This is a genomic window from Sphingobium trunci, assembly GCF_022664535.1.
Lineage (GTDB): Bacteria > Pseudomonadota > Alphaproteobacteria > Sphingomonadales > Sphingomonadaceae > Sphingobium.
In genome coordinates this window covers 157,603-174,610 of record NZ_JAKUJY010000005.1, presented here as the reverse complement: position 1 = coordinate 174,610, position 17,008 = coordinate 157,603, and the positions used below count along the sequence as shown (strand labels likewise).

The following is a 17,008-nucleotide window of genomic DNA, read 5'->3' as shown; positions in this document are numbered from 1 at the left end:
GCCGATGACCGGCACCACCCTTAGCGACCGCGCGATCCTCAGAATTTCCGGCGAGGAAGCGAAGCCATTTCTGCAAGGCCTGCTGACGCGCGACGTTCTGGGGTTGAAACCGAACGAGCCGCGATGGACGGCCATGCTGACTCCGCAGGGCAAGGCGCTGTTCGATTTCATCCTCTGGGCGGATGGCGGGGATGTGCTAATCGATTGCGAGGCGGCGCAGGCGGACGCGCTGGCCAAGCGGCTGACGCTGTACCGGCTGCGGCGCAAGGCGGTGATCGCCCGGGAAAGCGAACTGGCCGTGCATTGGGCGCTGGAGGCGGAAGACAAGCCGTTCGACCCCCGGCTGCGCGCCCTGGGGCATCGCTGGATCGCGGCGCCGGATGAGGGCGACGCATCGGCCGCCTTTCGCGCGCACCGGCTGGCGATCGGCGTGTTCGAGGGCGTGGGCGAGCTGGGACAGGACCAGATATTGTGGCTGGAAACCAATGCCGAGGAACTGCACGGCGTCGATTATGACAAGGGATGCTATGTCGGGCAGGAGAACACCGCCCGCATGCATTATCGCAACAAGGTGAACCGGCGGCTGGTGGCCGTTCCATTGGCGCAGGCCGACGAGAAACGCCAGAAAGCCGCCCTGCCCGACCTGGGCCTCTCAATCGAATTGCGGCGGGTCGAGGATATCGACCCCGCCATCCTGCCCGACTGGCTTTCCAGCGCCATGGCGGAGCAGGCCGCCGAATGAAGCGCGTTCTGGCTGCGCTGTTGAGCGCGTCGCTGCTGGCTGGCCCGGCTCAGGCGGAAACGCGCTGGAAGCTGGTGAAAAGCTATCCCCATGATCCGGGCGCGTTCACCGAAGGCCTCTTCTTCCACGATGGTGCCTTTTACGAAAGCACAGGCCTTGAGGGCCAGTCGGAAATCCGCAAGGTCGATCCCAAGACCGGCAAGGTGTTGAGCCGCCGCGTCATTCCCCGCCCCTATTTCGGCGAGGGCATCGTCAACTGGAAGGACCAACTGATCAGCCTGACATGGCGTCATCGGCAGGGTTTCGTCTGGAAAATGAAGGACTTTTCGCCGGTTTCCGGTTTCCGTTATGAAGGGGAAGGCTGGGGGCTGACGCAGGATGGCCACAGCCTCATCATGAGCGACGGCACTTCGCAACTACGCTTTCTGGACCCGGAAAAGCTGACCGAAGAACGGCGTATCACGGTGAGCTGGAACGGACGCCCGGTGGATCGGCTCAACGAACTGGAATATGTGAAAGGTGAAATCTGGGCCAATATCTGGTATGATGACCATATCGCCCGGATCGATCCGCACACCGGTGCCGTGATCGACTGGCTGGACATCTCACCTCTTGTCCGGGCCAGCGGCGCCACAGATAGTGAGGCGGTCGCCAATGGCATCGCGTACGACGCCAAGACCGACCGCATGTTCGTGACCGGCAAGAATTGGGCAAAGCTGTTTGAGATCAGGCTGGAAAAATAAGCCTTTCACCGCTTAAAGCCTGCTTGGAAATGCGCCTTTAGGAGCATCGCGGGACCGGCCCTCAGCCATGCGCTTTTCTGCGACGAGTTTCCCATCCCTTCTTCGCCGCGGTGGACCGATCCGCCGCCGGCCGCTTGGCCGAGGCGGCACCGCCTTTCCTGCCGCCCTTGCGCGACGAGACATGGCTGTCGGGCTTGCCGCGTCCGGAGCCGGACTTGTTGCCGCCGCCCGATTCCTTGTTCACCGTCGCCCAGGCACGCCGTTCCGCCTCCGCATGGGAAACGCCACGATCTTCATAGCCTTGCTCGATATGGTCTGCCTTGCGCTTCTGCTTGTCGGTATAGCTGCTCTTGTCACCTCGGGGCATGATCGTCTCTCCGTCTCGTCCCCCCCATCCATCTCCTCCAACGAGCGGCGGCCGCTCTCGTTCACATCGCTTCACTCCCGTCACGACATAGGGGAACAGAGGGGGCGGGACAGCGTTCAGCCTGTCATGGAGCAGCGCACGCTCATTGAACGGCTGGCCCGTCATCTGGCTGCCGGCGATCCCGATCGCTGGCAGGCGCAGGTGGAGGCCGCCGCCAGCCTTCTCGCTCTCATGAAAAGCCCGGATGAAGCGATGATCGAGGCGGGCGATATAGGCATATGGCAGGCCATGATCGACGCAGCGCTGCGGGAGCGATGGCCAGTGGGACGGATATCGCCTGCGGCCGAGCCGGCGGCGGGCACCGACGAGGAAGGCGAAATCGCCCTCCCGCTCGACAGCGTAAGCCATAACCGTGCGGACTGGGTCCATCTGCATGAAAGACAGGAGAAGCCGACATGAAGGGGTTGCTGAAACTCGCCTTCCTCACCGGACTGGGCGTCGCGGCATGGAAAGGCTTGCAGCAATGGCAGGCAAGCGGCGACGAGAAGGATCGGACGCCTGCCCCTTCATCAGCGCCAGTACGTGATGCCGGCCCGGCGGAACAGCATATCGACGCCAGGGATTGGGATCTGGTCGACGAGCAACTCGACGAATCCTTCCCTGCCAGCGACCCGCCGGGCAATTATCGCGGACTTCACTGATCTGCTCTTCAGGGTTTGGCTTAGGCCATTGCCCCTGCCCTGCCCCACCTTTATGAGACGGCTTCCGGCGCCATTCCGGCGCTGACAGGGGAAGAATATCAATGCCTTCGGGTCTGATTGCGCTGCTGGACGACGTAGCGGGAATTGCCAAGCTCACGGCCAGTTCGCTGGACGATGTCGCCGCCGCCGCGGGAAGGGCCGGATCGAAGGCGGCCGGCGTGGTGATCGACGATACCGCCGTCACGCCGCGCTATGTCATGGGCCTGACGCCCGATCGCGAATTGCCGATCATCTGGAAGATCGCCAAGGGATCGCTGCGCAACAAGCTGCTGTTCCTGCTGCCCGCCGCGCTGGCCCTGAGCGCCTTTGCACCTTGGCTCCTGCCGCCCCTGCTGATGCTGGGCGGCGCCTTTCTCTGCTACGAGGCGGTGGAGAAGCTGCTGGAGGCGATACAGGGAGGACATGATGTCGCCGAAGACGCTCTGACCACGCACAGTTCGAGGGAATTGGAGGATCAGAAGGTTTCCGGAGCCATCCGCACCGATTTCATCCTGTCGGGCGAGATCATGGCGATCGCGCTTGGAACCGTGGCAAGCGAACCGATATGGGAACAGGCGATCATCCTCGTCGTCGTCGCCATCCTGATTACGGCGGGCGTCTATGGCGTTGTGGGCTTCATCGTGAAGATGGACGATATCGGCCTGCACCTGGCGGAAAGATCCTCCGCAGGCGTCCGGTCGATCGGACGGGCCATGGTGAAGGCCATGCCGGTGCTGATGGCGATATTGGGCGTTGTGGGTACGGCTGCGATGCTTTGGGTCGGGGGCGGGCTGATCGTCCATGGGCTGCATGAATTTCACTGGGACGCGATTCCCGGCACGATCCATCATCTTGCCGAAGGCGCGGCCCTGGCCCTGCCCGCCGTCGCACCGGTCGTGGACTGGGTCGTGAATGCCGTCGGGTCTGGCATGGTCGGACTGGTGGTCGGCGCAATCGTGGTCGCGGTCCTGCATCTCTTCAAGAAGCATTGATGGCGTCGCCATGGCGCCTTGAAGCCGGAGCGCTGACGGCGCTCGCGCTGCCGATGATCGCGGGCAATGTCGCCTGGGCGGGGATCGCGGCGACCGACCTGCTGCTGCTCGGGCGGCTGGGTGCGGGTGCCGTGGCTTCGGGCGCCTTGGCGATCAATCTGTTCAACGCCTTCCTGATCTTCGGCATGGGTCTGGTGACTGCCGCCGCGCCCCTGATCGCCAGCGAGCGCGGACGGCGGCGCCATTCGGTGCGGGACGTGCGGAGGACGGTCCATCAGACCCTGCGCGCGGCGGCGCTGTTCGTACTGCCCGCCTGGGCCTTGCTGTGGGAATGCGAAGCCATCTTGCGTGCCATGGGACAGCAAGCCGACCTTGCGCGCCAGGCGGGCCTGCTGATGCGCGGACTGCAATGGGCCTTGTTGCCCTTTCTCGGCTTCACCACGCTGCGAAACTTCATATCGGCGCTGGAGCGGCCGGTCTGGGGTCTTGTCATCATGGTCTGCGCCATCCCCTTCAATGTGCTGGCCGGCTGGGCGCTGATCTTCGGCCATCTGGGGCTTCCGGCGCTTGGCCTGTTCGGCGCGGGGATCGCCAGCAGCCTGTCCTCCTCCTTCCTGTTTCTGGGCCTGCTGTCCGTCATATTGATCGACCGGCGCTTCCGGCGCTATCGGCTGCTCGGCCGCTTCTGGACCCGGGACCGGGAACGCCATCGCGCCGTCTGGGCGCTGGGGCTGCCGATCGCCGTCACGCTGGGTTTCGAGACGACCGTGTTCAATGCATCCGCTTTTCTCATGGGATTGATCGACCGCGACTCGCTCGCCGCCCATGCCGTGGCCATCCAGATCGCCGCCCTGATGTTCATGGTGCCCATGGGAATCGGCCAGGCAGCGACGGTGCGGGTCGGACTGGCCTATGGGAAAAGGGACCGGGCGGGCGTGGGCCGCGCGGGATGGCTGGCCCTCGCGATCGGCACGGGCTTTGCGCTGATGGCCGCAACCCTCCTCATCACCATGCCACGGACGCTGATCTCGGCCTTTCTCGACCTTGGCGATCCCGCCAATGGGCGGACGGCTGCACTAGCCGTGAGTTTTCTGGGCATAGCGGCGCTCTTCCAACTCGTGGATGCGACGCAGGCGGTCGGCGCGGGCGTGCTGCGCGGCATTCAGGACACGCGGGTGCCGATGATCTTTGCCCTGATCGGCTATTGGATCATCGGCATTGGCGTCGGGGTGATCCTGGCCTTCCCCCTGGGCTTCAAGGGCATCGGCATCTGGCTGGGCCTGGCCAGCGGGCTTGGAGTCGTCGCGTTGCTGCTGGTGATCCGCTGGGCGATGCGGGAAAGGCTGGGCCTGGTATCGCATACGCAAAATCCCTGATCGGCATTCGTCCCGAAAATACGCCGAGTTGCGTCATGGGACGATGGTGCGACGCACAAAGCAATTGAACGATCGCGACGAATCAGTAATGAAAACCCATCATGACCTCTCCGACCACCATTTTCGAAGCAATCGCGCTCCAGAAGTGCCTGATGGCGACCTATAACAAGATGGTCGTCAAGCTGGCGCCGCACATTCTCTACACCCGCCATGACGAGATGTTCATCGACGCCGTCACCATCGAGCGCGAAGGCCGTCCGCCCCGCGAGCTGAAGCTGGGCACTTTCAAGCTCGCCGGGCTCAACGAGGTCAGCGTGATCGACGAGACTTTCGAGGCGATGCACGGCCTCTATGATGAAAGCGACGGCAAATATAAGGGCGTCACCCTGTTCGCCATCGCGCCGGAGAGCGCGGCGGCCTGACCGCCGGATGACCGGGAAAGGAAAGGGCGGCGCGATCGGGCCGCCCTTTCCTTTTGCCTGTCCTATTTCTTCAGCCGGTAGCCGGTGCGGAACATCCAGCCGATGATGCCAAGACAGAGAGCGAGCATTCCGGCGATGAACAGCAGGCTGAACTCAATCCCCACATCGCCCCGGCCGAAGAAGGTCCAGCGGAAGCCCGAGATCAGATAGACGATCGGGTTGAAGAGGGTGATCGTCCGCCAGGGCTGCGCCAGCATGTGGATCGAATAGAAGGCGCCGCCCAGAAAGGTCATCGGCATGATGATGAGCAGCGGGATCACCTGAAGCTGCTCGAAACTTTGTGCCCATATGCCCAGGATGAAACCGAACAGGCAGAAGCTGATCGCGATCAACACCATGAACGCCGCCATCGCCAGCGGGTGCGCAACATGGATTTCGACGAACAGATGGGCCGTCAGGAAGATGATCGTGCCGACGATCAGGGATTTGGTCGCCGCCGCACCGACATAGGCTGCGATTGTTTCCGCAGCGGAAACGGGGGCGGACAGCAATTCGTAGATGGTGCCGGTGAATTTGGGCATGTAGATGCCGAAACTGGCGTTGAAGATGCTTTCCGTGAACATCGACATCATGATGAGGCCAGGCACGATGAAGGCCGCATAGGGAATGCCGTCGATCTGCGTCATCCGCGAGCCGATTGCACCGCCGAACACCACGAAATAGAGGGAAGTCGTGATCACCGGAACCAGCAGGCCGGTCAGCAGCGTGCGGCAGAATCTGTGCAGCTCGAACTTGTAGATCGACCAGATCGCGCGATGATTGAACCCGCTCATGCCGCTTTCTCCTGGTGGACCAGACTGACGAAAATATCCTCCAGGCTGCTCTGTTCGGTATTGAGGTCCTTATAGCCTATGCCCAGATCCCCCAGCCTGCGCAGCAGCGACGACACGCCGGTGCGTTCGGCCTGGGTATCGAACAGATACTCGATCTCATGGCCTTCATTCTTGAGCGTCACATGCCATTCCGCCAGTTCCGGCGGGACGGCGTACAGCGTATCGACCAGCGAAACGGTCAGCGTCTTCTTGCCAAGCTTCTTCATGAGAGCGGTCTTTTCCTCGACCAGCACCAGTTCGCCCTTGTTGATGACGCCCACACGATCGGCCATTTCCTCGGCCTCCTCGATATAATGGGTGGTCAGGATGATGGTGACGCCGGTCTGGCGCAATTCGCCGATCAGCTTCCACATGTCGCGTCGCAGTTCGACATCGACGCCTGCCGTCGGCTCGTCAAGGAACAGGATGCGCGGTTCATGGGACAGCGCCTTGGCGATCATCACGCGGCGCTTCATGCCGCCCGACAGTTCCAATATCTTGTTATTGCGCTTGTCCCAGAGCGAGAGGTCGCGCAGGATCTTCTCGATATGGGCGTCGTTGCGCGGCTTGCCGAACAGGCCCCGCGAAAAACGGACCGTATCGATCACCCGCTCGAAGGAATCGGTGTGCAATTCCTGCGGCACCAGCCCGATGGCGGAGCGCGAACCGCGATAGCCGCTGATGATGTCATGCCCTGCCACGGTGACGCTGCCGCCGGTGGGACGGACATTGCCGCAGATGATGGAGATCATCGTCGTCTTGCCTGCGCCGTTCGGCCCCAATAGCGCGAAAATCTCGCCTTCCTCAATCTCCAGGTCGACGCCCTTAAGCGCCTGAAAACCCGAAGCATAGCTTTTGGTCAGGCCGGAAACGCTGATGATGGATGCCATGTGCGGCAGTGCCCCCTTCTTGCTGAGCGGCCAAGATAGGGCGTCACCGACGGGACACAAGCGGAGGCTTATTCACCCTTGCGGAAAAAGCGGAAGACCGTGGCAGGAGGAAAATTGCGGACGGTCTGGCCCACGCGCACGACATCCAGGTCCAGCGCGTCGAGAATCTCGCGACTGACCGGCGGGCGCATCGAATAGGTGAACTGGATGAAGCCACCGCCGGGCCGCAACATGCGGAAGCTCTCCGACAGAATGTCGGCATGCATCTGCCGATCCATGGCCAGCAGAGGCAGGCCGCTGATCACCGCCTGATATTCGCCCGGCTCCCCGGCCGCGGATGCCGAGACGATCTGCGCCGGGGTTTCCAGCACCGATACCTGAGGGAAATGCCGTCGCAGGCCGCGGGCGAAGGCGGGATTGATCTCCACCACCTCCAGCTTTTCGGGCGGAAGCCCGGTGCCCAATATCGCACGGGTAAAGACGCCGGTACCGCCCCCCAGTTCCAGCACGCGGCCGTCGTCGGGATTGATATGCTCGACCATCAACCGCGCAAGATAGCGGCTGCTGGGCACCACCGAAGCCGTCTGACGCGGCTTGCTCACCCAGGCGGCCAGAAAGTCGAGATATTCGGTCGCTCGCGAGCGACACTCGCTGCGAGGCAGGGCGAGCGCCCGGCTGCGCTTGGGCTTATGCTGCATGAGTGAGATGCGACCAGAAGCTTGTCATAACGACTCCCTTAGCGGGCTGGAAGGGTGCCGTCGATTGGCTTTCGGACTGTTTTCTGGTCGCTTGGGCCAAAGGGCTCAACATTTCAGCGTTTCGATACGCTCCTGCAACCATGCCGCCACCGCCGCGATGCGCGGCAGTTTCTTGAGGTCGCCATGCGTGACCAGCCAGAAACTGCGCGTGATCTCGACAACATCGCCCATCACCGGCACCAGCGCGGCGTCGCGCCCGGCGATGAAGTCGGGCAGCACGCCGATCCCGGCTCCCTCGGCGATCATCCGGTGCTGCATATTGATGCTGGTCGCGCGCAGGCTGGCCTCCAGCCCGGCCTCGACCTCATCCAGATAGTCGAGTTCGGGCGAGAAGATGAATTCCGGCACATAACCGACCAGCACATGGTGGCCCAGATCAGCGGTTCGCCGCGGCGTCCCTGACCGCGCCAGATAATCGGGCGACGCATAGAGATGCAGCCGGTAATCGCCCATGCGACGGACCGACAGCCTTCCCCGTTGCGGCCGGGCGAGCATGACCGCCATGTCCGCTTCGCGCTTGGACGGATTGAGGAAGCCCGAAGCCGTGATCAGATCCAGCCTGATGCCGGGGTGGCGCCGGCTGAAGTCGGCCAGACCCGGCGCCAGCACCCATGTGCCGAAGCCCTCCGCCACGGACAGCCTCACCTGTCCGCTCAGATGATGTTCCTGCCCGGTCGCCTCCTCCATCATGGCGAGCGCCGCGCTCTCGATGCCTTCGGCATGACGCAACAGGGCCTGGCCGCGCGCGGTCAGCGTCCGCTCCCCCACCCCCATTTCGAACAGTTCCAGCCCCAGATTTCGCTCCAGCCGGGCCAGGCGCCGGGCGATCGTGGTGGCGTCGATCCCTAGGGCGCGGGCGGCGGGCGCCAGCTTTCGGGTCCGCGCCACCGCCAGAAAGACCCTGAGATCGTCCCAATCGAACATGCGCCGCCCCATAAACTGCAAAATCGCTGGAAGCCTATGCAGAACTGCGTTGTTGCATGCAATTCCGCATCTTATCTACAGGGGATCGGAAATAGGCATCAGGGAGAGCATGTGAGCCAGTTCGATCTCACCGAGGACCAGTTGGCCATCCAGGACATGGCCCGCCGGTTCACGGCCGATGCCATCACGCCCCATGCGGCGGAGTGGGACGAAAAGCATATCTTCCCCCGCGACACGATACGCGCTGCTGCCGAGTTGGGCTTCGGCAGCATTTATGTGTCCCAGGAGGCCGGCGGAATCGGTCTTGGCAGGCTGGAGGCGGCGCTCATCATGGAAGCCATGGCCTATGGCTGTCCGTCGACCAGCGCCTTCATCTCGATCCACAATATGGCCGCCTGGATGATCGACCGCTTCGGCAGCCAGGTGGTCAAGGACAAATATCTCCCCTCCATGGTGCCGATGGAACGCATTGGCAGCTACTGCCTGACCGAAGCGGGATCGGGATCGGATGCCGCGGCGCTCAAGACGCGGGCGGTCAGGGACGGCGATCATTATGTCGTCACCGGCTCCAAACAGTTCATCTCCGGTGGCGGCGAGAACGAGATCTACGTCGTCATGGTCCGGACCGGCGACGAAGGCCCCAAGGGCATCAGTTGCCTCGTCATCGAGAAGGACATGCCCGGTGTCAGCTTCGGCGCGCAGGAACGCAAACTGGGCTGGCATTCCCAGCCGACGGCACAGGTCAATTTCGACGGCGTGCGCGTTCCGGCCGAAAATCTCATCGGTGTCGAGGGGGAAGGCTTCCGCATCGCGATGATGGGACTGGACGGCGGACGGCTCAATATCGGTGCCTGCTCGCTGGGCGGGGCGCAACGATGCATCGATGAGGCTGTCGCCTATACCAGGGAACGCAGGCAGTTCGGGCAGGCCATCGCCGATTTCCAGAATACGCAGTTCACGCTCGCCGACATGCAGACCGAGTTGGAGGCCGCGCGTACCCTGCTCTACGCCGCTGCCGTCAAGGTGACCGAAAATGCGCCCGACAAGACGCGCTTTGCCGCCATGGCCAAGCGCTTTGCGACGGATACCGGATCGTCGGTGGTCGATCGCGCACTGCAACTGCATGGCGGCTACGGCTATTTGATGGACTATCCGATCGAGCGCTTCTGGCGCGATTTGCGCGTGCATTCCATCCTGGAAGGCACCAATCAGGTGATGCGCATGATCGTCGCCCGCGACATGCTGCGGCAATGACGCAGGAGTTTCCATGACCGACCCAATTCTGATTTCCACCGACAATGGCGTCGGCCGCATCCGGCTGAACCGGCCGAAGGCGATCCATGCGCTGACCACCGAAATGTGCGACGCCATCATCGATGCGCTGCTGGCCTGGCGAGCGGACGACAGCATCGTCGCGGTGATGCTCGATCATGCGGAGGGGCGCGGTTTCTGCGCGGGCGGCGACATCGCCATGATCGCAAACAGCGCGAAAGGCGACTGTTCCGAAGCCGAGCGGTTCTTTCATACCGAATACCGGATGAACCATCTGCTGTTCGTATACGAAAAGCCGATCGTCGCCTTCATCGACGGCATCGTCATGGGCGGCGGCGTGGGGATTTCCGATCCCGCCCGCTATCGCGTCGCCACGGAGCGAACCACCTATGCCATGCCGGAAACCGGGATAGGCCTGTTCCCGGACGTGGGCGGCGGCTGGTTCCTGCCGCGCATGCCGGGACGGACGGGCGCATGGCTTGCCACCACCGGCGCGCGGATCAAGGGCGCGGATTGCGCCGCGATCGGCATCGCCACCCATTATATGGCTTCGGACAAGCTGGAGGCGGTAAAGGCGCGGATCATCGCCGATCCTTATGGATTGGGCGAGATATTGGACGAAATGGCCGAGACTGCCCCGCCGTCGGACTGGGAAGCGCACCGGGAGGAGATCGACCGGCTGTTCGCGTCGGACCGCTATGAGGATATATTGGCGGCGCTGGAAGCGGAGGGATCGGACTGGGCACGGACGCAGTTCGCCACGCTGGCCACCAAATCGCCCCAGACTATCAAGGTGGCCTTGCGACAGATGGTGGAGGGCGCCGCGTTCACCGATTTCGCCGACAATATGCGCAACGAATATCGCATCGGCCATCATGTCATCCGGCGGCCCGATTTCGTCGAAGGCGTGCGCGCGGTGATCTTCGACAAGGATAATGCGCCGCGATGGAACCCGGCGCGGCCGGAGGATGTGACGGACGAACTGGTCGACAGCCTGTTCGCGCCGCTGCCTGCCGAGAAGGAATGGACTCCGCTGCCCGCATTGGGCGGCTGAGAAAGATCGAGAGGAGTGCGCTGAGATGAGCCAGACCATCGCCTTTATCGGCCTTGGCAACATGGGTGGCGGCATGGCCGCCAACCTGCTGAAAAACGGCTTCGCCGTGCGTGCCTTCGACCTGTCGGACGATGCGCTGGCCAAGGCGGAGCAAGCCGGTGCGGTCCGCTGCGCCAGCGCGGCGGAGGCGGTTTCCGGCGCCGATGCCGTCGTCACCATGCTGCCCGCGGGCAAGCATGTCGAAAGCGTTTACACGGGCGATGTGTTCGGCGCGGCCAGGGCGGGCGCCCTCTTCCTCGACTGTTCGACCATCGATGTCGCGACCGCGCGCCGGGTCGAGGATGCCGCCACCGCGAGGGGCTTCGAAATGGTCGACGCTCCCGTTTCGGGCGGCATCGCGGCGGCCAATGGCGGAACCTTGACCTTCATGGTCGGGGGCAGCGAACAGGCCTTCGGCCGGGCCAGGCCGATCCTCTCCGCCATGGGCAAGGCCGTGATCCACGCCGGGGGCGCAGGCAATGGGCAAGCGGCGAAGATCTGCAACAACATGCTGCTGGGCGCGACCATGGTAGCGACCTGCGAGACATTTGCCATGGCCGGGAAGCTCGGCCTGGACCCGCAGACCTTCTACGATATTTCCAGCGTGTCGTCGGGTCAGAGCTGGTCGATGACCAGCTATTGCCCGGTTCCGGGCGTGGGGCCGCAAAGCCCTTCGGACAACGGCTATCAGGGCGGCTTTGCGGTCGGGCTGATGCTGAAGGATCTGAAGCTGGCGGTCGAGGCCGCTGCCTCCGTCGGCGCCAGTGTGCCGATGGGCAATGTCGCGGAGTCGCTCTATCAACTGCTTGCCAATCGCGGCGAAGCGGGTCGGGATTTTTCCCTGATGATCGAGATGCTGGAGGGGAAATAGACCCCTCCAGCCCTATTCAGATCAGCGCCCTTTCCAGACGCCGGGACGCTTTTCGATGAAGGCGGTCATGCCTTCGACCTTGTCTTCGGTCGCGGTCAGTATCTGGAACAGGCGGCGCTCGGTCACGATGCCCTGGGCCAGCCCGGTTTCGAACGCCAGATTGACCATCTCCTTGTTCACCATCGCCGCCATGGGCGGCATTCCGGCAATGGCCGCGGCGGTCTTCAGCGCATCGTCCAGCAACTCCGCCGCGGGCAGGACCCGGGCGACCAGTCCGGCCCGCTCCGCTTCTTCGGCGCCCATCATCCGGCCGGTCAGGCACATTTCCATCGCCTTCGCCTTGCCGATGGCGCGGGTCAGCCGCTGCGAACCGCCCATGCCAGGCGCCACGCCCAGCTTGATTTCAGGCTGACCGAATTTCGCCGTGTCTGCGGCCAGGATGAAGTCCGCCATCATCGCCAGTTCGCACCCGCCGCCCAGCGCAAAGCCCGCCACTGCCGCGATCCACGGCTTGCGCGTCGACACCACATGGGTCTGCCAGCCGGCAAAGAAATCCTGCAGGAAGAAATCGGCCGCTTCCTTCTCGACCATTTCCTTGATGTCTGCGCCCGCGGCAAAGGCCTTTTCACTGCCGGTAAGGACCAGGCAGCGCTGCGATGGATCGGCTTCATAAGCGGCAAAGGCAGCGCTCAGATCCTTGAGAACCTGTGTGTTGAGCGCATTCAGCGCCTGAGGCCGGTTGAGCGTGATCAGCGTCACTGCATCGCGCTGTTCGACCAGGATCGTTTCATATGCCATTGCCATCTCCATTCATGCGATCATTTGCAATCCGCTCTATGCGGACGGCCCGGCCTTGGCCAGCTTGCAAGAAAGCGCAGCTTTGCAGCCGCTACCGGCACAGATGCATGAAGTCGCGGTCATAGCTGCGCAGATGCGCGCCACCATCGACATACATGGTCTGCCCGGTCACCGCGCTCGCGCTCGCCAGGAACAGCACCGCCTCGGCAATCTGTTCCGCTTGCGGCAGACGCTCCAGCGGCATCATCCTGGCCAGCCTCTCCATCTGGCCGTCGTCATAATCGGGCGTCGCGATGGTCAGTCCCGGCGCGACGGCATTCACCCTGACCTGGGGCGCCAGGCTGGAGGCGGAAAGCCGCGTCAGGCCGGCCAGCGCCATTTTCGACAGCGTGTAGGCCAGTTGATCGCCATGCGGATGGTCGATGCGCTGGTCCAATATATTGATGATACAGCGATCGGCGCTTCCAGCCGGAACCGTCGCGAACGCCTTGGTCAGCAGGGCGGGGGCGGCGCAGTTGACGGCATAGTGCCGCATCAGATCCTCCGCCGTCACGCTGTCGAGCCGGTCCTGACCGAAAATCGCCGCGCTGTTGACCAGAATATCCGGCGGGCGGCCGAAGCGCTCCGCCACCAGCGCGATCAGTTCCTCGGCGCCCTCCGGATCGGAGAAATCGATGGTGAACCCATCCCATTCGGTGCCATTTTCCTCCAGCGCCAGGGCCAGGTGGGAATCGAGGCGCGTGTCGTGGCTGCCGTGGATCGCCAGCGAATAACCGGCGCGGGCGAAGGCCGCCGATATGATGCCGCCCAGCCGCCGGTGACCGCCAGTGACAAGCGCCAGACGCTTGTTCGCCAGCGGCAGCGCACCGGCGGCGTTATTCTGCGCCTTGGCCCCGCCAAGGGGACGATAGGCCGGGATATCTTCTCCGCTCATCTCCGCTTACGAGCCGATCAGCTTCAACACTTCTTCCCGGCTCTTCTCATCGTCGCGAAAGACGCCCAGCATCCGGCTGGTCTTCATGACGACATTGGGGGTCCGCACGCCACGGCCGGTCATGCAGCCATGCGTGGCCTCGACCACGACGGCCACGCCCTGCGGCTTCAGATGCTCCCAGATGCAGTTGGCCACCTCGGAAGTCAGCCGCTCCTGCACCTGAAGACGGTGCGCAAAGGCATGGAGGACGCGCGCCAGCTTCGATATGCCAACGACATATTGCCCCGGCAGATAGGCGATGTGCGCAACGCCCACGATCGGCGCCATATGATGTTCGCAATGCGACTGGAACGGGATGTCCTTCAGCAGGACGATATCGTCATAGCCGCCGACCTCGTGGAAAATGCGCGAAAGATGATAGGCGGGATCATCCGAATAGCCGCTGCAATATTCCTTCCACGCGCGCGCCACGCGCTCGGGCGTTTCGAGCAGGCCCTCCCGCTCCGGGGTGTCGCCCGACCAGCGGATCAGCGTGCGAATCGCCTCGGACACATCCTTGGGGACCGGAATCTTGAGCGCTTCGCCCGCCGCTTCGGCATCGGGATCATATTCCATGGGAGGCATCACTCCTTTTTTCTGCACGTCGCGCATATGGCGGCTCAACCGCCCCAGCGCCAGCCCCTTCGCCATGCTGGACAGAAGATCGCCCCAGTGGCACTTATCCGAAAAGCCGGTTCAGCCGGGGTCGCACCTATCAGACAGCGAAATCATGCGGACCGAACAGATCGCCGCCGTCCTTCTTGCAGCGGGCAATTCTTCTCGTTTCGGCGAGCAGGACAAGCTGATGACCGAGCTGCGGGGCAAGCCGCTGGCTGCCCATGCGCTGGAAACGATCGCGTCGATGGTGTTCGCCGAACTGGTCGCCGTCGTCCGGCCGCTCGAGAAGGCCCCGGACCTGCATCGCAAGCTCGAACGGCGGGGATATACGATATTGGTCAATGATCGGCCGGAGGACGGCATTTCATCCAGTATCGTTCGGGCGGTCGAGCATGTCATGCCGATCCGCAAATGCCGGGGCATCCTGATCTGCCTTGCCGACATGCCCGACGTGCCGCAAACCCATTATAACCGCATCTGCCTGGCGGCCGAGGACATAAGGTCCGTGGTGGCCAGCACGGACGGCTTTTCCGCGTCCCCCCCCGCCTTTATCGGGCGCAAGCATTTCCCCGAGATGCTGGCGCTGCGCGGCGATCAGGGCGCGCGGGCGCTTTTGAGCCATGGCTTGCAGATCGAGACCATGGGGGCGAACCTGCGCGATATCGATACGCCGGAGGATCTGGCCGGACGAAGCAGCGACTAACTCGATCGCGTGGGATCGGTCATCGGGTCGCCCATTTCGCGCGGATCGGCGGAGCGGGCCAGCGGCAGCGACCCGGTCTGGCGTTCCAGCATGCGGTGGACGACCGGCGGACGGGCGCCTTTGTGCAGAGCGAGGACCGCTTCGCTGTTCGCCTTGTCGGCTACCGTCCGGCGGCTGTTGTGGCGGACATAGTCCAGCCAGGTCGACACATGATAGCGCTCCACCCATAGCTCGGGATCGCCCAGGTCGCGTAAGAGCGACCAGCCATGCGCACCGTCGCGGCGGCGGATGCGGCGGCGCTCGCTCATCGCCGCCAGGAAAGGGACGACCGATCCAGCCGGGATGCGATATTCGATCGTGACGACCACCGGTCCGCTGCGGGGTTCGATGGGGACGGCGGTTTCCGGCTCCCGCCAGAGATTCTGGAGGTCGAGATTTTCCTCGCCCGCCTGGGGCAGCGGCCGGACAATGCCGATCATGGCCGAGACGAACTGAACGGAGGCGGCGGCGTAGAGCGCGACGACGACGCCATGGTCCTCCGCCAGCCTGCCGAAGAACCAGGCGCCCACGGCCATGCCGCCGAAGGCGATCATCTGGTAAAGCGCGACGGCCCTGGCCACCACCCAGCGGGGCGCGGACATCTGGACCGAGACGTTGAAGCTGGACAGGGCGATCACCCACCCTGCCCCCGCCAGCATCAGCCCCAGCAAGGCGACGACTAGCCAGTGGCTGACCGCCAGCATCATCGTCCCCGTGGCCAGAGCCAGGGCGGCCGAACGCACGATGGTCTCGACCGGGAAACGCCTGCGCAGCCTGCTGGTCGACAGGGCACCCATGACCGCGCCGATGCCGAAGGCGCCGCTGAGCGCGCCGAAGGTAAGCGCGCCGCCCGCCAATATGTCGCGCGCGACCAGCGGCATCATGGCCGAAACCGCACTGGCCCCGATGCCGAAGGCGGCGCTGCGCAGCAGGACGAGCTGGATCTTGGGCGACATGGTGACGTAGCGGACGCCTGCCCGCATCGCGACACCCATCCGCTCGCGCGGCAGGAGCTGTGGCGGGCGTTCCGGGCGCCAGCGGGCAAGGACCGCGACAAGGCCGATATAGCTGACGGCGTTGGTCAGGAAGGCAGCCGCCGCCCCCGCGACCGCGACGATGACCCCGCCCAGCGCCGGACCGATGCTGCGCGCCATGTTGAAGCCCATGGAGTTCAGCGCGACGGCATTGGGCAAGGCCCCGCGGGGCACCATGTCGCCGACCGACGCCTGCCAGGCAGGGCCGTTGATCGCGGTGGCGCAGCCGACCAGGAAGGTGAAGCCGAGCAGCGACCAGGGCGACACCCATCCGAGCCAGGCGAACAGCGCCAGCAGGGCCGAGACGATCAGCATGAAGAGTTGGCAGCAGAGCATCACCACTCGCCGGTCGACATTGTCCGCCAGAGCGCCCGCCCAGAGCGAGAGCAGCATGATCGGCAGCGTGGTGGAGGCCGGGACCAGCGCGATCAGCTGGGGAGAGGCCGACAGCGAAGTCATCATCCATTGGGCGCCGACCGACTGGATCAGGCCGCCGAAGTTCGAGGCAAGGCTGGCGCACCAGATCGCGCGGAAGATCGGGATGGAAAAGGGCGATGGGGCCTGGGAGGGGTCCGATTCTGACACGAAAGCCATCAAGCGGAATTGGGCGCGATGGTCAAATCCGCGAATCGGAAAATGACGTAAAGTGGAAAGGGAGTCGGCGAACTGAAACGCTTTGGGGAAGATGACGTTACGGCCTGTAGGGGTGTGGATTGGCACTTGCACTTTACGTAAACGTAAATACATTTGCTGGCGTATCCGGCGCTCGCACGCCGCGGGC

At 63.7% G+C, this 17,008-nt stretch carries 20 protein-coding genes; 11 read left to right on the top strand and 9 right to left on the bottom strand.

Annotated elements, in window-relative coordinates; all coding sequences use genetic code 11:
• The first annotated feature begins 4 nt into the window (after positions 1-4).
• A complete protein-coding gene (gene ygfZ / locus MJ601_RS06720) occupies positions 5-742 on the top strand; it encodes a CAF17-like 4Fe-4S cluster assembly/insertion protein YgfZ (protein WP_242124771.1) in 738 nt (245 codons plus the stop codon).
• Positions 739-1,485, top strand: coding sequence for a glutaminyl-peptide cyclotransferase (locus MJ601_RS06715; RefSeq protein ID WP_242124626.1), 747 nt, complete (start codon positions 739-741; stop codon positions 1,483-1,485). The genes ygfZ and MJ601_RS06715 overlap by 4 nt, the downstream gene beginning before the upstream one ends.
• Positions 1,486-1,546: 61 nt before the next feature.
• Here the strand turns inward: MJ601_RS06715 and MJ601_RS06710 are convergent, their stop codons facing one another.
• Positions 1,547-1,852: a plasmid stabilization protein gene (locus MJ601_RS06710; RefSeq protein ID WP_242124624.1), complete on the bottom strand. Its 306-nt coding sequence runs from the start codon at positions 1,850-1,852 to the stop codon at positions 1,547-1,549.
• Between the two features lie 126 nt (positions 1,853-1,978).
• Here MJ601_RS06710 and MJ601_RS06705 point away from each other — a divergent pair, with 126 nt between their 5' ends.
• From MJ601_RS06705 to MJ601_RS06685, 5 genes are all read left to right on the top strand, one after another.
• On the top strand, positions 1,979-2,311 hold the full coding sequence (locus tag MJ601_RS06705; protein ID WP_242124622.1) for a hypothetical protein: 333 nt from the start codon (positions 1,979-1,981) through the stop codon (positions 2,309-2,311).
• On the top strand, positions 2,308-2,553 hold the full coding sequence (locus tag MJ601_RS06700) for a tellurite resistance TerB family protein (protein ID WP_242124619.1): 246 nt from the start codon (positions 2,308-2,310) through the stop codon (positions 2,551-2,553). The genes MJ601_RS06705 and MJ601_RS06700 overlap by 4 nt, the downstream gene beginning before the upstream one ends.
• A 101-nt stretch (positions 2,554-2,654) precedes the next feature.
• Positions 2,655-3,584, top strand: coding sequence for a DUF808 domain-containing protein (locus MJ601_RS06695; protein ID WP_242124617.1), 930 nt, complete (start codon positions 2,655-2,657; stop codon positions 3,582-3,584).
• The gene (locus MJ601_RS06690; RefSeq protein ID WP_242124615.1) at positions 3,584-4,960 is read left to right on the top strand and encodes an MATE family efflux transporter; all 1,377 of its coding nucleotides are present in this window, start codon (positions 3,584-3,586) and stop codon (positions 4,958-4,960) included. Before MJ601_RS06695 ends, MJ601_RS06690 begins: the two co-directional genes overlap by 1 nt.
• 101 nt (positions 4,961-5,061) lie before the next feature.
• Complete coding sequence (locus tag MJ601_RS06685) at positions 5,062-5,382, top strand: hypothetical protein (protein ID WP_242124613.1); 321 nt, start codon at positions 5,062-5,064, stop codon at positions 5,380-5,382.
• A 62-nt stretch (positions 5,383-5,444) separates the two neighbouring features.
• Here MJ601_RS06685 and MJ601_RS06680 read toward each other — a convergent pair whose 3' ends face one another.
• The 4 genes from MJ601_RS06680 to MJ601_RS06665 all read right to left on the bottom strand — a co-directional run bounded on the left by MJ601_RS06680 (position 5,445) and on the right by MJ601_RS06665 (position 8,826).
• The gene (locus MJ601_RS06680) at positions 5,445-6,215 is read right to left on the bottom strand and encodes an ABC transporter permease (protein ID WP_242124611.1); all 771 of its coding nucleotides are present in this window, start codon (positions 6,213-6,215) and stop codon (positions 5,445-5,447) included.
• Positions 6,212-7,144, bottom strand: a complete 933-nt coding sequence (locus tag MJ601_RS06675; RefSeq protein WP_242124608.1) for an ABC transporter ATP-binding protein — start codon at positions 7,142-7,144, stop codon at positions 6,212-6,214. Before MJ601_RS06675 ends, MJ601_RS06680 begins: the two co-directional genes overlap by 4 nt.
• Positions 7,145-7,212: 68 nt before the next feature.
• Positions 7,213-7,842 (bottom strand): class I SAM-dependent methyltransferase, encoded by a 630-nt coding sequence (locus MJ601_RS06670; protein WP_242124606.1) that lies wholly within the window; start codon positions 7,840-7,842, stop codon positions 7,213-7,215.
• A gap of 105 nt (positions 7,843-7,947) precedes the next feature.
• Positions 7,948-8,826 (bottom strand): LysR family transcriptional regulator, encoded by an 879-nt coding sequence (locus tag MJ601_RS06665; RefSeq protein WP_242124604.1) that lies wholly within the window; start codon positions 8,824-8,826, stop codon positions 7,948-7,950.
• 111 nt (positions 8,827-8,937) lie between these two features.
• Between MJ601_RS06665 and MJ601_RS06660 the strand changes: the two genes are divergently transcribed.
• Genes MJ601_RS06660 through mmsB form a run of 3 tightly spaced genes read left to right on the top strand, consistent with a single transcriptional unit; the run spans position 8,938 to position 12,062 of the window.
• Complete coding sequence (locus MJ601_RS06660; protein WP_242124602.1) at positions 8,938-10,080, top strand: acyl-CoA dehydrogenase family protein; 1,143 nt, start codon at positions 8,938-8,940, stop codon at positions 10,078-10,080.
• A gap of 13 nt (positions 10,081-10,093) precedes the next feature.
• Positions 10,094-11,152, top strand: coding sequence for an enoyl-CoA hydratase/isomerase family protein (locus MJ601_RS06655; RefSeq protein ID WP_242124601.1), 1,059 nt, complete (start codon positions 10,094-10,096; stop codon positions 11,150-11,152).
• A complete protein-coding gene (gene mmsB / locus MJ601_RS06650; protein ID WP_242124769.1) occupies positions 11,109-12,062 on the top strand; it encodes a 3-hydroxyisobutyrate dehydrogenase in 954 nt (317 codons plus the stop codon). Before MJ601_RS06655 ends, mmsB begins: the two co-directional genes overlap by 44 nt.
• Before the next feature lie 21 nt (positions 12,063-12,083).
• On the opposite strand, the gene MJ601_RS06645 is transcribed toward mmsB, so the two are convergent.
• The 3 genes from MJ601_RS06645 to folE all read right to left on the bottom strand — a co-directional run bounded on the left by MJ601_RS06645 (position 12,084) and on the right by folE (position 14,409).
• Positions 12,084-12,860 (bottom strand): enoyl-CoA hydratase-related protein, encoded by a 777-nt coding sequence (locus tag MJ601_RS06645; protein ID WP_242124599.1) that lies wholly within the window; start codon positions 12,858-12,860, stop codon positions 12,084-12,086.
• A gap of 91 nt (positions 12,861-12,951) precedes the next feature.
• Entirely contained in the window at positions 12,952-13,794 is an 843-nt protein-coding gene (locus tag MJ601_RS06640) for an SDR family oxidoreductase (RefSeq protein WP_242124597.1), read from the bottom strand.
• 6 nt (positions 13,795-13,800) lie between these two features.
• A complete protein-coding gene (gene folE / locus MJ601_RS06635) occupies positions 13,801-14,409 on the bottom strand; it encodes a GTP cyclohydrolase I FolE (RefSeq protein ID WP_242124767.1) in 609 nt (202 codons plus the stop codon).
• A gap of 154 nt (positions 14,410-14,563) precedes the next feature.
• Between folE and MJ601_RS06630 the strand changes: the two genes are divergently transcribed.
• Entirely contained in the window at positions 14,564-15,154 is a 591-nt protein-coding gene (locus MJ601_RS06630; protein WP_242124595.1) for a nucleotidyltransferase family protein, read from the top strand.
• On the opposite strand, the gene MJ601_RS06625 is transcribed toward MJ601_RS06630, so the two are convergent.
• Positions 15,151-16,821 (bottom strand): MFS transporter, encoded by a 1,671-nt coding sequence (locus MJ601_RS06625; RefSeq protein ID WP_242124593.1) that lies wholly within the window; start codon positions 16,819-16,821, stop codon positions 15,151-15,153. The two genes, MJ601_RS06630 and MJ601_RS06625, sit on opposite strands and share 4 nt — an antisense overlap.
• Positions 16,822-17,008 lie beyond the last annotated feature (187 nt).

Coding starts and splice junctions, on each gene's coding strand:
- MJ601_RS06675 (WP_242124608.1), bottom strand. CDS start 7,144: ATGGCATCCATCATCAGCGTTTCCGGCCTGACCAAAAGCTATGCTTCG.
- MJ601_RS06640 (WP_242124597.1), bottom strand. CDS start 13,794: ATGAGCGGAGAAGATATCCCGGCCTATCGTCCCCTTGGCGGGGCCAAG.
- MJ601_RS06700 (WP_242124619.1), top strand. CDS start 2,308: ATGAAGGGGTTGCTGAAACTCGCCTTCCTCACCGGACTGGGCGTCGCG.
- MJ601_RS06705 (WP_242124622.1), top strand. CDS start 1,979: ATGGAGCAGCGCACGCTCATTGAACGGCTGGCCCGTCATCTGGCTGCC.
- MJ601_RS06645 (WP_242124599.1), bottom strand. CDS start 12,860: ATGGCATATGAAACGATCCTGGTCGAACAGCGCGATGCAGTGACGCTG.
- MJ601_RS06630 (WP_242124595.1), top strand. CDS start 14,564: ATGCGGACCGAACAGATCGCCGCCGTCCTTCTTGCAGCGGGCAATTCT.
- MJ601_RS06665 (WP_242124604.1), bottom strand. CDS start 8,826: ATGTTCGATTGGGACGATCTCAGGGTCTTTCTGGCGGTGGCGCGGACC.
- MJ601_RS06670 (WP_242124606.1), bottom strand. CDS start 7,842: ATGCAGCATAAGCCCAAGCGCAGCCGGGCGCTCGCCCTGCCTCGCAGC.
- MJ601_RS06715 (WP_242124626.1), top strand. CDS start 739: ATGAAGCGCGTTCTGGCTGCGCTGTTGAGCGCGTCGCTGCTGGCTGGC.
- ygfZ (WP_242124771.1), top strand. CDS start 5: ATGACCGGCACCACCCTTAGCGACCGCGCGATCCTCAGAATTTCCGGC.
- MJ601_RS06625 (WP_242124593.1), bottom strand. CDS start 16,821: ATGGCTTTCGTGTCAGAATCGGACCCCTCCCAGGCCCCATCGCCCTTT.
- MJ601_RS06690 (WP_242124615.1), top strand. CDS start 3,584: ATGGCGTCGCCATGGCGCCTTGAAGCCGGAGCGCTGACGGCGCTCGCG.
- folE (WP_242124767.1), bottom strand. CDS start 14,409: ATGGAATATGATCCCGATGCCGAAGCGGCGGGCGAAGCGCTCAAGATT.
- MJ601_RS06680 (WP_242124611.1), bottom strand. CDS start 6,215: ATGAGCGGGTTCAATCATCGCGCGATCTGGTCGATCTACAAGTTCGAG.
- MJ601_RS06710 (WP_242124624.1), bottom strand. CDS start 1,852: ATGCCCCGAGGTGACAAGAGCAGCTATACCGACAAGCAGAAGCGCAAG.
- MJ601_RS06685 (WP_242124613.1), top strand. CDS start 5,062: ATGACCTCTCCGACCACCATTTTCGAAGCAATCGCGCTCCAGAAGTGC.
- MJ601_RS06695 (WP_242124617.1), top strand. CDS start 2,655: ATGCCTTCGGGTCTGATTGCGCTGCTGGACGACGTAGCGGGAATTGCC.
- MJ601_RS06655 (WP_242124601.1), top strand. CDS start 10,094: ATGACCGACCCAATTCTGATTTCCACCGACAATGGCGTCGGCCGCATC.